Consider the following 13,815-nt stretch of genomic DNA (forward strand, 5'->3'; position numbering starts at 1 on the left):
AGTCGAGGCCCCCGTCGACGACCGGCAGCGCGAGGTCGAGGCCGCCGAGCTCGGTGAAGACCTCATGCCGCACGAGCATGCCGGCCTCGTGGACGCCGAGCACGTCGGAGGCGCCGTCATGCTGCCCCTGGTCGAGCTCGTCGTCGACGAGGGGAACCGTCGCGCCGAAGCGGGTCATGGTGAGGCCGAAGCCGCGCAGGCGATCTCGGTCGTCCCATTCCACGAGCTTCGGCCCGGTGACGGCGACGGAGGGCGAGACCTCCCCGACGGCGAGCAGCTGCTCGAGCGCCTGGGGCTCGGGCGCCGTGTCCTGGGCGAGCAGCCACAGCCACTGCTCCGCGTGCACCGGCGGCTCGACCGCGCGCAGGGCGGCGGCGACAGCGGCGGGGAAGCTCAGCTTCTCTTTCGTGGCGAGGTGCTGGGTCGGCGCGAAGGCGGCGACCTCTGGGGTCACGTCGCCGTCTGAGCCGGTCTCGATCACGACGACGGAATCGGGCCGGCGGGTCTGTGCTCGCAGCGACTCCAGTGTGCGCTGCACACGCGCCGCCCCGTGCCGGACGACGATGATGGCGGTGACTGTCTGAAGCATCGCGGACAGCCTAGGTAGGCGTTTCCCGCCGCCCGCGCAGCGCTACAGGCGCGTCATGAAACCTGGGAGCGCGGTGAAACAGCGGTGCGACTCGGCGAAGCCGGATGCGCGCCGACTCGGCGACACCGGATGCGCGGGCCGACTCGGCGAAGCCGAATGGAGGCCGGTCGGACTCGCTCAGCCCGCGCGGCGGCGGAGCTTGCGGCGCTCGCGCTCGGAGAGGCCGCCCCAGATGCCGAAGCGCTCGTCGTTCTGCAGCGCGTATTCGAGGCACTGGGCGCGCACCTCGCAGGAGGTGCAGATCTTCTTGGCGTCTCGCGTGGAGCCGCCCTTCTCGGGGAAGAACGCCTCGGGGTCGGTCTGCGCGCACAGCGCGTCGGACTGCCAGGCAAGAGCGTTCTCGTCATCGTCGACGTCGGCTCGGCGAACGCCGGGCACCCCCAGTCGTACAGGATCGACAAACCAGTCGTCCGGCACTGCGGAGCGATAAGCATCAGTCATATCGGACTCCCTTTCCCCACCCGGCCCCAACCCCTTGAGGACCGCCTGTCTTGCCGGTCGCGCCGGAACGGCGCTTGACCAATTACACCCGTGTAATTCACCGCAAGTCAAGTCGCGAATCGTAAGGGCAGACAGATCGATCGCGCCGCCCGGGCGTGTCGGCGTGTCACGAAATTGGCGGGATCGGAATCAAATGATGTCTACCCCCCATTGGGGGTCGCACCAGAACCGGTCGCACCTGAGCTGGGCTAGACGCCGGGGTCTACGCCGCGATCGAGTCTCCCGTGGTCGCGAGGAACAGCTCCCCCGCGCCGCCGATCGCGAGCTGCTGCTCGTCGGGGGTGATGTAAGCCGCCTGCCCGCGAGCGAGCGAGACGGAACCGGTGCGGCCCGTGAGCTCGAGCGTCCCGTCGGTCGCGATCGCGATCGCGGGCGCCGTGAGGGGGATGCCCGCGGGGTCATCGCCCTCGTCGACGACCGCGTGCACGAGCGCGAAGTCGGGCACGTCGGGGCGGAACACCTCGACGCCCGGCGCCAGCTCGGCCGGCTCGAGCAGCGGCGCCGGCAGCGGGGTGAAGTCGAGCACGCGCGCGAGCTCGGGCACGTCGATGTGCTTTCGCGTGAAGCCCCCGCGCAGCACGTTGTCGCTGGCGGCCATCAGCTCGATGCCGAGCCCCGCGAGGTACATGTGGATGTTCCCGGCCGGCATGTAGAGGGCCTGCCCGCGCACGAGCCGCACGCGGTTGAGCAGCAGTGAGATCACCACGCCGGACTCCCCCGGGTACGCGTCGTTGAGAGAGATGACGGTCTCGAACGGCAGCAGCGCAGGGTCGAGCGCGTCGACGCTCTCGAAGTCGTCGGCACCGCACTCGGCCAGCACCAGGCGCGCGGCCGCGACGGTCTCGGCGACCAGCTGGTCGACCTCGGCGCCGCCCGAGAGCAGCCACGTGACCGCGTCGCGCAGCGCCGCGCCGTCGTCGGGAGCGCCGGCGAGCCGGTGCGCGAAGTCCTCGAGCCCGGCCGAGGACGCACCGGCGCCGCGCGCCGCCGAGCTCAGCCGGGCGAGATCGCTGGCCACGGCGGCGCGGCTGCGGAATCCGCAGAGGGCATGGAACGCGTCGGACAGCGCGAACAGCATCTCGGGCTTGTGGAACGGGTCCTTGTAGTTCCGGTGCGGCGCATCGAGGGGAACGCCCGCCGCGTTCTCGCGCGCGAAGCCCTCGGCGGCCTGCTCGGGCGACGGGTGCGCCTGCAGCGACAGCGGCGCGGCGGCGGCCAGCACCTTCAGCAGGTACGGCAGGTGCGGCGACTGTCCCGCGGCCTGGTCTGCCGCGAGCTGCTGCGCACCGAGCGCCGACTGCGGGTCGGTCGCGATCCAGGCGGCGAGATCGGGGGCGGGCGAGCCGCCCTCGATGCGAGCCGGCGAGCCGGGGTGGGCGCCGAGCCACAGCTCGGCCTCGGGGCTCCCGGTCGGCGCGCGCCCCAGCAGCCGCGCTATGGCGGTCACCGACCCCCACGCATAGTCACGGGGCGTGTTGTCGATCCGCACAAACATCGGGGGCGCTCCTCGCGTCGTCACGTCAGCAAAGCCACACCAGGCTACCGACCGGTCCTTCCCCGACCGTAGCCTGACGACGACCACCCAGCAGCAACGGAGCTCAGAAGGATCATGACCGACACTGCCATCGCGCCCGCCACCGTCTTCGAGCCGCTCGTCGCGGACTTCTACGGATTCGCGAACGAGCTGACCGACGTCGAGAAGGAGGCGCTCGCGAAGCTGCGGGCGCACCTCGAGGCCGAGGTAAAGCCGCTCGTGACGGAGCACTGGGAGAAGGCGACGTTCCCCCGCGAGATCATCCCGGGCCTGCACGAGCTCGGCGTCGCGTCGTTCGCCTGGGAGGAGACGAAGCCGTTCCCGAACTCGGCCGTCTTCCGCGGCTTCGCCGCCCTCGAGCTGGCCCGCGTCGACGCCTCCGTGGCCACCTACGTCGGGGTGCAGAACGGCCTCGCCGCCGGCGCCGTGTCGCTCTGCGGCAGCGCCGAGCAGCGCGCGCACTGGCTGCCGAAGCTCGCCTCTGGCGAGATCGTCGGCTCGTTCGGCCTCACCGAGCCGCTGTCCGGCTCGGACTCGGCACAGGGGCTGCGCACCACCGCCCGCCATGAGGACGGCCCCGACGGCGGCCGCTGGGTGCTGAACGGCGCGAAGCGCTGGATCGGCAACGCCACCTTCGGCGACGTCACCGTGATCTGGGCGAAGGACGAGGCCGACAAGCAGGTCAAGGGATTCCTCGTGCCGAACGATACCCCGGGATTCGTCGCCACCAAGATCGAGAACAAGACGGCGCTGCGCATCGTGCAGAACGCCGACATCACCCTGACCGACGTCGTCGTGCCGCACGCCAACAAGCTCGTGAACGCGAACTCGTTCCGGGACACCGCGAAGGTGCTGCGCCAGACCCGCGCCGAGGTCGCGTGGGAGGCCGTCGGCGTCGCCATCGGCGCGTACGAGGCGGCGCTCGGCTACGCCAAGGAGCGCGTGCAGTTCGGCAAGCCGATCGCCTCGCACCAGCTCGTGCAGGATCTGCTGGTCAAGTCGCTCGGCAACATCACCGCCTCGCTCGCCCTCGTCGTGCAGGTCTCCAAGATGCTCGACGCCGGCACGCAGCGCGACGAGCACTCGGCCCTCGCGAAGGCATTCACGACGTCGAAGATGCGCGAGACGGTGGCATGGTGCCGCGAGGCGCTCGGCGGCAACGGCATCGTGCTCGACCACGACGCGGCGCGCTTCTTCGCCGACGCCGAGGCGATCTACTCCTACGAGGGCACCCGCGAGATGAACACCCTCATCGTCGGCCGCGCGATCACGGGCGAAGCCGCGTTCGTGTAGGCCGGCGGCGGGCGCGCGCGACACATCAGGGATTCCTGAGCGGGCGCGCCGATACCCTTTGGTTATGAGGATCCCGGCCGCGCCGCTGCACCCCGCCGCGGGCATCCTCGCGACCCTGTCGTTCTTCACGATGTTCGCCGGCGACTTCTGGCGCAACCTCATCGGCTGGCCGGCCTACCTCGCTCTCGCCGGCGTGCTCGCCATCGCGAACGTGGTCTGGATCTTCGTCGCCCGACCCCAGCTGCGCTTCCGCAAGTGGCCGAAGATGCTGCTGCTCTTCGTGCTGCTCGCCATCGCCTCGATCGCATGGGCGCGCTACCAGGGCACGAGCGGCCCCGGCGGCCACCTCGATGTGACCCTCGGCGCGCTCGCGCTGATCGCGGCGGGGGTCGCGGGCCTCGCGCCCGCGCTCATCCTGACCCAGCGGCAGCTCGCCGCGGTCGTCGGCGGGGCGCTGCGCTGGGTGCTCGGGCTTTCGCTGCTCTTCGAGCTCATCGTGGCGCTCGTCGTGCGGCATCCGATTTTGCCGCTCGTGCGCGTGGCGGGCGTCGACTACACGGGCAAGCTGCCTGGCGCCTTCTACTGGAGCCGCGACGAGCTGCTGCACGGCGGCCAGATCCAGGGCATCGTCGGCAACTCCGACCTGCTCGCGATGTGCGCGCTGATCGGCCTCATCATCTTCGCGCTGCAGCGCGCCGACGGGCTCTCGCGGCCGTTCAGGGGCTGGTTCTGGATCGCGCTCGCGGTGCTCGAGCTCGCGCTCACCCGCTCGGCGACGGTGACGGTCGCCGCGTTCGCGACGGCGGTCGTGCTCGGTTTCGCCCTGTGGGCGCGCGTGCGCGGGCAGCGGGGCCGCGGTCCGATCTACCTCAGCGCCGTGCTGCTCGTGGTGGTCGTCGTCGGGGGCGTGCTGACCGCGTGGCACGAGTTCACGGCCCTGCTCGGCAAAGAGCCCGACCTCACGGGCCGCACGACCATCTGGCACTCGGTCATCGGGCTCGCGCAGCAGCACCCCGCGTTCGGCTGGGGCTGGCTCGGCTACTGGGTGCCGTGGGCCGAGCCGTTCGACGGGCTCGCCGTGCGGCACGGCGTGCAGTACCTGCAGGCGCACAACGCCTGGCTGGATGTCTGGCTGCAGCTCGGCATCGTGGGGGTCGTCGTGTTCGCGTGCCTCGCGCTCACGACGCTGGGGCGCGCCTGGTTCATGGCGGTGGACCGACCGATCGTGGATGCCTCGGCCAGGCATCCGTTCACCGCCTTGACGCTTCTGCCCCTGCTCGTGTTCTCCGCCCAGCTCGTGCAGTCGCTCGCCGAGAGCCGCCTGCTCATCGAGAGCGGCTGGGCGCTGCTCGTGGTGTGGTCCGTGACGACCAAGGCGAGCCGCCCGTGAGCCGAGTCGGGGGCTGGCGCACCTTCGAGGAGCCGCTGCTGAACTTCTTCGGCTCGGGCCGGTTCGCGAACGCGCTGTCGCTTGTCATCGTCGGTGCGGCGTTCTCGACCTTCGCGATCCTGCGCGTCGTCGCCTGGCCCGGCCTCATCGGCGCGCTCGGCACGCTCGTGGTGCTGGCGACCCTGTCGTTCATCGCGCGGCGCGGCCAGCACGAGGCGCGCGGGCTGCTGCCGATCTCACTGCTGGTCTTCGTCGCCTGGTGCACGATCAGCGTGTTCTGGAGCGAGAATCGGGGGACCACCGTCGCCTCGTCGCTGTACCAGCTGGCCTGGGCATACCTCGCCATCTATCTCGCGATCGTGCGCGACACGATCCAGGTCGTGCGCGTCGTGGGCGACGTGCTGCGGTTCCTGCTGGCCGGCTCGCTCGCGCTCGAGGTGTTCAGCGGCCTCGTGGCCTCGGAGCCGGTGCACTACCTCGGCGTGAGCGGCACTATCGCGCACGGCGGCCCGATCCAGGGGATCTTCGGAAGCCGCAACGCGCTCGCGCTGATCTCGGTGATCGCGCTCGTCACCTTCTTCGTCGAGTGGCGCACGAGGTCTGTGACGCGCGGGCGGGCGGCGCTGTCGATCCCGCTCGCGGCGATCAGCCTGCTGCTGTCGCGCTCCCCCGTGGCAGTGGCCGTCATCGCGATCGTGGTGGTCGCGGCGCTGTTCCTCGCCCTGCTGCGCAGCATTCCGGACGAGCGGCGGCGCTTCTCGGTGCAGGTCACGCTCGCGGTCGTCACGGTGCTCGCCGCCGCCGCGGCGTGGGTGCTGCGCGACCCGATCATCGCGCTGCTGGATGCCCGCAGCATGCTCAAGGTGCGGCACGAGCTGTGGATCCAGATCTGGGACTTCAGCAAGGCGAACCCGCTCGTCGGCTGGGGCTGGACCGGGATCTGGCGGGGCGACGAGTTCCCCTACAGCCTCATCAACCAGTTCAGCGGCATGCCTGAGGCGAACGGCCTGAACGCGTACCTCGACGTGCTGCTGCAGCTCGGCTGGGCCGGCGTGCTGATCTTCGGGGTGCTCGTGGTGCTCGCAACGGGGCGGTCGTGGCTCGTGGCATCCAACAAGCGCAGCGTCATTCACACGTGGACGCCGCTCGTGCTGATCGCCCTGCTCGCGACGAGCGCGACGGAATCGGTCGCGCTGGTCGACTACGGGTGGGTGCTGCTCGTGATCTGCACCGTGAACGCGTCGCAGAACATGAGCTGGCGGAGTGCGCTGCCGCGCTCGGCGCCGGTCAGTCCTTGGTGAGAATCGACGGAAACCTAGACTGAAGGCGTGACTGTCGCGTTTGACTCACATGACGACCTCGTCGCTGACGTCGTCATCATCGCCTGGGAGCGCGTAGACACGCTGCGAGCTTGCCTCGAGTCGCTCAGCGCCATGGCGGGCGCGCCGCCGTTTGGCGTTCGCATCGCCGCGAACGGCGCGAGCGTCGAGGTCCGTGAGTTCCTGCGGGACGAGGTCGTCGGCGCCACGATCGTGGATATAGCGGAGAACATCGGCTTCGGCGGCGGCTGCAACGCCGCGGCCGCGGGCTCGAGAGCACGGAATCTCGTCTTCCTCAATGACGACGCAGTGGTCCACCAGGACTGGCTCTCCGCCCTGGTGCGCTGTGCCGATGCGATGGACGCGACCGCCGTCGGTGCCCTGCTGCTCAATGCCGACGGTACCGTGCAGGAGGCGGGTTCTCGTGTCCGCCGCGACGCCGGAACAGTGCAATTCGGCGCCGGGCTCGGCCTCGACGAGGCGGCGCGGCTCGCACTGCTCACGCCTCGGCGCGCCGACTACTGCTCGGGAGCGAGCCTGCTCATTCGGCGCGAGGCGTTCGAGACGCTCGGCGGCTTCGACGAGGTCTTCCGCCCCGCCTACTTCGAGGACGTCGACCTCTGCTTTCGCATCGCCGCCGGTGGCGGCTCCGTGTATTTCGCGCCGGACGCGCGGGTGACGCACATCGGCGGCGGGTCGACGTCGGCGTCGATTCGGTTCCGTGCCTTCGCCTCCGACCATGCGGGCGCGCTCTTCGCCCGGCGGTGGGCACAGACGCTGGCCGATGCGCCGGGCGCAGACGAACCCGTCGACCGGCTCTGCCCCGTCGCGCCGCCCGATCTCAAGGCGGTGCCGCGCGGCGAACCGGTCCATGACGCGCGCTCGGCCGCGTTGCGTGTCCAGCGCGAGTTCGCGGCATGGCTCGAGTCGCATCTGGACGAGGCCGAAGTCGAGGCGCGGGGCCTCCGCGACGAGCTCGCGGCAGTGCGCTCCGCCGACGACCCAAGCTAGCCGGAAGCCCGGGCGGCCACCGGCCCCGTCAGTGCTCGAAGGAACGACGCAGGGCTGCGATGCCGGGCTCGGTATCGCCGTCGAAGATGACGTTGCCGTGCTGCAGCACGACGACGCGGTCGCACAGCGCCATGATCTGCTCTGCCGAGTGCGAGACGAAGACGATCGTGCGCCCCTCGCGCTGGAACTCGGCGATCTTGTCCATGCACTTCTTCTGGAACGGCTCGTCACCGACCGCGAGGACCTCGTCGACCAGGAGGATGTCGGGGTCGACATGCACCGCGATCGCAAAGGCGAGACGCACGTACATGCCTGACGAGTAGAACTTCACCTGCGTGTCGATGAAGCCGCCGATCTCGCTGAACTCGACGATCGAATCGAAGTAGCCGTCGACCTGGTCGTGCGTGAGGCCGAGGATCGCCGCGTTGAGGTACACGTTCTCGCGCCCGGTCAGGTCGGGGTGGAATCCGGCGCCGAGCTCGAGCAGGGCGGCGAGACGGCCGCGCCGCAGCACCTGGCCCGTCGTCGGCGTGATGATTCCGCCGATCGCCTTGAGCAGCGTGCTCTTGCCCGAGCCGTTCGCGCCGACGAGGCCCACCGAGGTGCCGGACTGAATGGAGAAGTCGACGTCGCGCAGCGCCCAGAAGTCGTCCTTGTGGGCCCGCGAGCGCCCGAAGTTGACGAGCCGCTCCTTGAGCGACTTGTCCTTGTGGAGCACGAACCGCTTCGAGACGTTCTCGATCCTGATGACGTCGGTCGTGCTGGTCGTGGTGGACATCGACATCAGATCTCCTGCGCGAAGTTGCCCTGCAGGCGCGAGAAGATGCGCTGCACGATGGCGAGGAACACGAGGCCGATGACGAGCATGATCAGCAGCCTCAGGTCGAGGTTCGGCGGATAGAGGGTGTGCGCCGAGGGGTCCTGGCCGGCGATCCACATCGCCCGCTGGAAAGTCAGCATCGCGACGGACATCGGGTTCGCGAGATAGATCTGCTCGAGGATCGGATGCCCCGTGCTGAGGATGGCGTTGTGCACGAACGCGAAGGAGTACACGATCGGCGAGACCCAGAAGAAGATGTTGAGCCCGACCTCGACGAGGTACTGGACGTCGCGCAGGTACACGTTGAGAGCCGACAGCAGGATGCCGATGGCGGTGCCGTAGACGACCGTGACGGCGAGCGCCGGGAAGATGCCGAGGAGCTCGAAGTGCAGGGGAGGCTGGCGCAGCGCCAGGGTGGCGATCACCAGGATCGCGAACTGCGACAGGAAGTCGACGATGGCAGAGCCGGTGGCCGCCAGAGGGAAGATCTCGCGCGGAAGGTAGACCTTCTTGATGAGTCCCGCATTGGCGATGATCGAGCTCGTGCCGCTCGAGACGATCGCGGCGAAGAGGCCCCAGATCGTGAGCCCCGAGAACACGAAGATCGCGTAGGACGGGATCGCGCGCTCAGCCCCGAGGATCTTGCCGATGGCGAAGTAGTAGATCAGCAGCATCACGAGCGGTCGGATCAGGGTCCAGGCGAACCCCAGCGAGCTGTCCTTGTACTTCGCCTTGAGCTCGCGCCGCACGAGCAGCCCCATCAGCTCCCGCTGCACCCAGAGCTCGCCGATCGACCGGAAGAAACCCGTGAAGTGACCGACGCCGCTGGTGCTCGCGCTCTCAAAGGGCAGGGTCGCCAGTCGGGCGGCCCGTTCACTCGCTGCGCTCATCAACCATCCTTCTTCTGCCGCGACGCGGCTGTTGCCAGCGCGATTGTATTCGGCGATTCCGTGGAAGTCGTCCACGGCCGCGCCTGCCCCCCATAGGCGTCGCCCTAGACTTATCGACGCCGACCACCGACCAACGGAGCCAGACAGTATGACGAAATCCAGCCTGCGCGCCGACGCCGCAGCCGGGATCAGCGGTCTTTCGGATTGGGAGCACTTCTTCTCGACGCGTGACGGCGCAGTGGCGGATTCCGCCGACATGCGCGGCTCCATGAGCTGGCGTGTGACCCGCCCGTTGCGCTGGGCGAGCGATTCGGCAGCGCGCCTGCGCGGCCGCCGCACGGGCGAGGAGATGACGGCGATCCGGCGGCTCGAGTCGCGCCTGAGCACGGCCGCTGCCCTGCTTGACCCGAGCGGCGCGGCGGGGACCGCGCGGGGGCTGGCTGAACTACTGGATGCGTGTTGTACGGCCGCTGCGCGTTCACGCGACGACGCGAAGTTGTGGCTGCTCTTCATCGCTGTCTCCGGAGCGATGCCCGAGGTTGAGGAGCTTCTCGCCCTGCGCCGGGCCCTGCTGGCCGAGTCGGACGTGCCGATCGCCGTGCGCGCGCTCCGGATCTGCGGCCCCGTGGCACGCAGCCACCACAGCCAGTTGCGTCGCCTCGACATCCGGAGCGACGAGGTGGTTGTGCTCACCGACTTCTCCGCACGCCACAGCTACAACTCCGGCGTGCAACGCGTCACGCGAGAGGTCTCAGCCCGGTGGGCGGTCGACAAGCCCGTGGTGTTCGCAGCATTCAACGACGACCCGACCGCTCTTCGCCACCTCTCGCCCGATGAGCGCAACCGCGTGCTCGACTGGCATTCCGGCCGCACCAAGGAGCGCTCGAAGCATCGCGACGATGCGAGCGAGCCGGTCATCGTGCCTTGGGCATCGAAGGTGTTCATGCCCGAAGTTCCCGAACTCGACCAGTGCGAGGTCCTGCGCGCACTCGCCCGCTTCTCGGGCAATCGCGTCGTCGGGCTCGGTTACGACACGATTCCTGTATCGTCGGCCGGTGTCGTTGCGCGACGCGAGTCGCTCAAATTCGCGAACTATCTTTCTGTGCTGCGACACTCGTCGCGCATCGTCGGCATCTCTCGAACGTCTGCCGACGAATTCCGCGGCTTCGTCGACGCACTGGCCGGGCAGGGCTTACCGGGCCCGGAAGTGACCGAGCTGCTGCTCCCCGTTGAAACGGTGCAGAGCGACGAGCGCACGCTGAGCACCGAGCGCCCGATCGTGCTCGCGGTGGGCAGCCACGAGCCTCGGAAGAACCTCGTCACGGTCATCTACGCCGCGGAGCGGCTGTGGCGCGAGGGCCTGGACTTCGAGCTGATGCTTCTCGGCGGTCGAGGCCCGAAAGGGTACACCTCGGTCGACGACGCCGCGGCCGCGATGACGGTCGCCGGGCGACCGATCACTCTGCGCAACAACGTGTCGGAGGAGGAGCTCGCCGCCGCATATCGCGCCGCACGGTTCAGCGTCTTCATCTCTCTGCACGAGGGTTACGGGCTGCCCGTCGCCGAGTCGCTCGCCGCGGGGACCCCGGTCCTCACGACGTCATACGGCAGCATCGCGGAGATCGCGGCAGGCGGCGGTTGCCTTGCGGTCGATCCTCGTGACGACGAAGCGGTCGTCGCGAGCATCCGCGGCCTGCTGACCGATGACGCACTTGTCGAGCGCTTGAGGCGAGAGATCAGCGAACGCGCCGACCCCGGCTGGGACGAGTATGCAGAAGACCTTTGGCAGCAGGTGGCGCAGGTGGGGGAGGTCGCATGATCCACTCTGAGAATGTCTTCGCACGCACCCGCGCGCTTCTCGTGGCATGGGGACGAGACGATGCCGGCCTGAGCACCTCGGCTGATGCGCGCGATGCTCTCGTGAGCGCCCTCGAAGACGACCACAGCATGGGTCGGGTCTGGGATGCGCTCGCCGTTCTGCGTGTCACCTTCCCGACCGGGGACGAGGTCGTCGAGTTCAGACGCTCCATCGCGCTGATGGGCGCGCGCGAAGCCATCGAGCGACTGAGCCCACCCACCAACGACAGCATTTTCGGCGAGACGGCCAGCGTCAACGTCGTCCCCGATGCCGTCCTGGTCGATGTGCACACGACCGTGCACACCGCCGGCACCACCGGCATCCAACGCGTCGTCCGCGAAACCGCGAAGCGCTGGGTCAGAGCCGGCCGCGTCGTACCGGTCGTGTGGAACCAGGAGTTGCGCGCTCCACGGCTACTCACCGAGGACGAACTCGACGCGCTCAGCGAGCCCTTCTTCGAACGAGCAGAGGGCCGCGCCTCCGCACACACCGTCGTCATCCCGATCCGCGGCACGTACATCGAACCCGAGCTCGCCGTCGACGACTGGCGTACCGACCGCCTCGCGGCGCTCGGTCAGTACTCGAGCACCCGCCTGTGTGCCATCGGCATGGACACCGTGCCGGTCACCTCGGCGGAGACCGCGGCGCCTCCGATCACCGAGCGCTTTCCCCGCTATCTCGAAGCCCTGTCGTTCGCTTCGAAGATCGCGCCGATCTCAGAGGCCGCGGCGACAGAGTTCCGCGGCTGGCGCAGAATGCTCACCGGGGCGGGCAAGGCGGGTCCCGAAATCGAGGCGGTGCAGCTCGCGGCCGAGGTCACGGTTCCCACTCCCTCGGATATCGACCTGGCACGCAGGAAACTCGAGGTCGGCTCCGGCGAGCGCCTCGTGCTCGTGGTCGGAAGCCACGAACCGCGCAAGAACCATCTCGCGATCCTGTACGCCGCAGAAGTCCTGTGGCAGGAGGGCCATGAGTTCCGACTCGGCTTCGTCGGGGGCAATGCGTGGAGCTCCGGCGCGTTCGCGGATGAAGTCGAGCGCCTGACCGGCGAAGGGCGCCCCGTCGTCGTCGTCAGCGCCCCCAAGGACAACATCGTCGCGGGCGCCTATCACGAGGCCTCGTTCTCCGTGTTCCCCTCGCTGAACGAGGGCTTCGGCCTGCCGGTCGTGGAATCGCTCGCGAGCGGCACGCCGGTGATCTCCTCGAACTTCGGCAGCATGCGCGAGATCGCGGAGGAGTACGGCGGCGTGCTGATGGTCGACCCCCGCGATGATGCGTCGCTCATCGACGCCATGCGCACCCTGCTGACGGATGCCGCAGCGCTCGCGTCCCTGACGGAAGAGGCCCGCCACGTGCATCCGAAGACGTGGGACAGCTACGCGACCGAGGTCTTCGACTACCTCACGCGCTGAGCGCGGCGCCTTCGATCGCGCGCCACAGCGTGGCCGCGTAGTCGTCCCACGTGGCGCGCGGGAGCGCGGCGGTCTCCGCCGCGAGGCGGGCGAGCTCTGCGTCGTCGTCGAGCAGCACGCGCATCGCCTCGGCGATGGAGCGCGGCTCGCGCGGGTCCGCCAGCACGCCGCCGTGGCCCTCTGCGAGTTCGCGCATGCTGCCGAAGCCGGAGGTGACGACGGGCGTACCGCTCGCAAGCGATTCGGCGACGGGCAGGCCGAAGCCCTCGTTGAGCGAGCAGAACACGCTGAACCGCGCGAGCCGGTACAGCGCCCAGATGGTCGCGTCGCTCGCACGCGAGACGGTCGTGAGCGGGCGCCCGCGCTGCTTCAGCTCGGCGACGAAGTCGTCGAAGAGATCGGAGTCCCACGACGCGCCGCCGGCCATGACGACGGCGAACTGCGCGCCCTGCTGCCAGAGCAGCTCGCACGCGTGCAGGAAGGCGACATGGTTCTTGCGCGGCTCATGGCTGCCCACGGCGACGACGACGGGCAGGGCGGGGTCGAGGCCGAGCTCGCGCCCGGTCGCCTCGATCACGGACTCATCGACGTCGCCGACCGCGAACGGAAGCTCGGCGACCGAGACCGCCGGCCCCGGCAGGCCCGCGCCGCCCAGCATCCGCCGCCACCCCTCGAACTCGGCCGCGGCCGCCCGGGAGATCGCCACCACCTCATCGAAGGAGGCGAGCGAGGCGAGGTACTGCGCGAAGGCAGCAGGCATGCCGGGCGGTGCGATCTCGGCGGTGGTGATCGCGATGCAGTCGAAGCCGACCGCGACGAGGCGGCTGCCCGAATGGCGTGCGACGGTACGGATGCCGCGGTAGCGGTGGCGCGCGACGGAGATCTCGGGCAGCACATAGGTGGCGTGGAACGGCACCACGACCTCGTCCCCGTGCCCGCCTTCCTGCGCGGGTGCCGACTCCGCTGCGCTGAGGATGAGCGCGCGCTCCTCGTCCGTCGCGGTGTGGATGCGCGGCCGGGAACGGTCCCAGCAGACCAGCTCGATGCGTGCGAGCGGCCATCTGGCGATGCTCTCGCGCGCGACCCGCTGGATGCCCGTGGTGTACGGCGTGCGCCCCGTGTCGGTCGCGTCGACGAG

11 protein-coding genes and 1 pseudogene are annotated in these 13,815 nt (G+C 69.5%); 6 read left to right on the top strand and 6 right to left on the bottom strand.

Annotated elements, in window-relative coordinates:
- The 3 genes from ACM2XV_RS06950 to manA all read right to left on the bottom strand — a co-directional run.
- Positions 1-589: glycosyltransferase family 2 protein (locus ACM2XV_RS06950; RefSeq protein ID WP_487026406.1), on the bottom strand; the 589-nt coding region annotated here is incomplete at its 3' end.
- Between the two features lie 177 nt (positions 590-766).
- Entirely contained in the window at positions 767-1,090 is a 324-nt protein-coding gene (locus ACM2XV_RS06955; protein ID WP_487026407.1) for a WhiB family transcriptional regulator, read from the bottom strand.
- Between the two features lie 262 nt (positions 1,091-1,352).
- Positions 1,353-2,645, bottom strand: a complete 1,293-nt coding sequence (gene manA / locus ACM2XV_RS06960) for a mannose-6-phosphate isomerase, class I (RefSeq protein WP_487026408.1) — start codon at positions 2,643-2,645, stop codon at positions 1,353-1,355.
- A gap of 114 nt (positions 2,646-2,759) precedes the next feature.
- Here manA and ACM2XV_RS06965 point away from each other — a divergent pair, with 114 nt between their 5' ends.
- The 4 genes from ACM2XV_RS06965 to ACM2XV_RS06980 all read left to right on the top strand — a co-directional run bounded on the left by ACM2XV_RS06965 (position 2,760) and on the right by ACM2XV_RS06980 (position 7,697).
- Positions 2,760-3,977, top strand: coding sequence for an acyl-CoA dehydrogenase family protein (locus ACM2XV_RS06965; protein ID WP_487026409.1), 1,218 nt, complete (start codon positions 2,760-2,762; stop codon positions 3,975-3,977).
- Positions 3,978-4,041: 64 nt separating this feature from the next.
- A complete protein-coding gene (locus tag ACM2XV_RS06970; protein WP_487026410.1) occupies positions 4,042-5,367 on the top strand; it encodes an O-antigen ligase family protein in 1,326 nt (441 codons plus the stop codon).
- Entirely contained in the window at positions 5,364-6,668 is a 1,305-nt protein-coding gene (locus tag ACM2XV_RS06975; protein WP_487026411.1) for an O-antigen ligase family protein, read from the top strand. Before ACM2XV_RS06970 ends, ACM2XV_RS06975 begins: the two co-directional genes overlap by 4 nt.
- Positions 6,669-6,695: 27 nt before the next feature.
- On the top strand, positions 6,696-7,697 hold the full coding sequence (locus ACM2XV_RS06980; protein WP_487026412.1) for a glycosyltransferase: 1,002 nt from the start codon (positions 6,696-6,698) through the stop codon (positions 7,695-7,697).
- Positions 7,698-7,731: 34 nt separating this feature from the next.
- On the opposite strand, the pseudogene ACM2XV_RS06985 reads toward ACM2XV_RS06980, so the two are convergent.
- Both ACM2XV_RS06985 and ACM2XV_RS06990 read right to left on the bottom strand, forming a co-directional pair.
- Positions 7,732-8,481, bottom strand: a pseudogene (locus ACM2XV_RS06985) (ABC transporter ATP-binding protein); the annotation flags it as partial.
- On the bottom strand, positions 8,481-9,407 hold the full coding sequence (locus tag ACM2XV_RS06990) for an ABC transporter permease (protein WP_344775127.1): 927 nt from the start codon (positions 9,405-9,407) through the stop codon (positions 8,481-8,483). The pseudogene ACM2XV_RS06985 and the gene ACM2XV_RS06990, both read right to left, overlap by 1 nt.
- Between ACM2XV_RS06990 and ACM2XV_RS06995 the strand changes: the two genes are divergently transcribed.
- Both ACM2XV_RS06995 and ACM2XV_RS07000 read left to right on the top strand, forming a co-directional pair.
- Complete coding sequence (locus tag ACM2XV_RS06995; RefSeq protein WP_487026413.1) at positions 9,346-11,226, top strand: glycosyltransferase; 1,881 nt, start codon at positions 9,346-9,348, stop codon at positions 11,224-11,226. The genes ACM2XV_RS06990 and ACM2XV_RS06995 overlap by 62 nt on opposite strands.
- Entirely contained in the window at positions 11,223-12,677 is a 1,455-nt protein-coding gene (locus tag ACM2XV_RS07000; RefSeq protein ID WP_487026414.1) for a glycosyltransferase, read from the top strand. The genes ACM2XV_RS06995 and ACM2XV_RS07000 overlap by 4 nt, the downstream gene beginning before the upstream one ends.
- Here the strand turns inward: ACM2XV_RS07000 and ACM2XV_RS07005 are convergent.
- The coding region (locus tag ACM2XV_RS07005; RefSeq protein WP_487026415.1) for a glycosyltransferase at positions 12,667-13,815 on the bottom strand (1,149 nt) is incomplete at its 5' end. The two genes, ACM2XV_RS07000 and ACM2XV_RS07005, sit on opposite strands and share 11 nt — an antisense overlap.

The sequence above is a fragment of the Gryllotalpicola sp. CP2-P1 genome (assembly GCF_057512245.1).

Excerpts from the sequence above, each read along its gene's own strand:
- manA (WP_487026408.1), bottom strand. The coding sequence starts at position 2,645 with ATGTTTGTGCGGATCGACAACACGCCCCGTGACTATGCGTGGGGGTCG.
- ACM2XV_RS06955 (WP_487026407.1), bottom strand. The coding sequence starts at position 1,090 with ATGACTGATGCTTATCGCTCCGCAGTGCCGGACGACTGGTTTGTCGAT.
- ACM2XV_RS06970 (WP_487026410.1), top strand. The coding sequence starts at position 4,042 with ATGAGGATCCCGGCCGCGCCGCTGCACCCCGCCGCGGGCATCCTCGCG.
- ACM2XV_RS06965 (WP_487026409.1), top strand. The coding sequence starts at position 2,760 with ATGACCGACACTGCCATCGCGCCCGCCACCGTCTTCGAGCCGCTCGTC.
- ACM2XV_RS07000 (WP_487026414.1), top strand. The coding sequence starts at position 11,223 with ATGATCCACTCTGAGAATGTCTTCGCACGCACCCGCGCGCTTCTCGTG.
- ACM2XV_RS06990 (WP_344775127.1), bottom strand. The coding sequence starts at position 9,407 with ATGAGCGCAGCGAGTGAACGGGCCGCCCGACTGGCGACCCTGCCCTTT.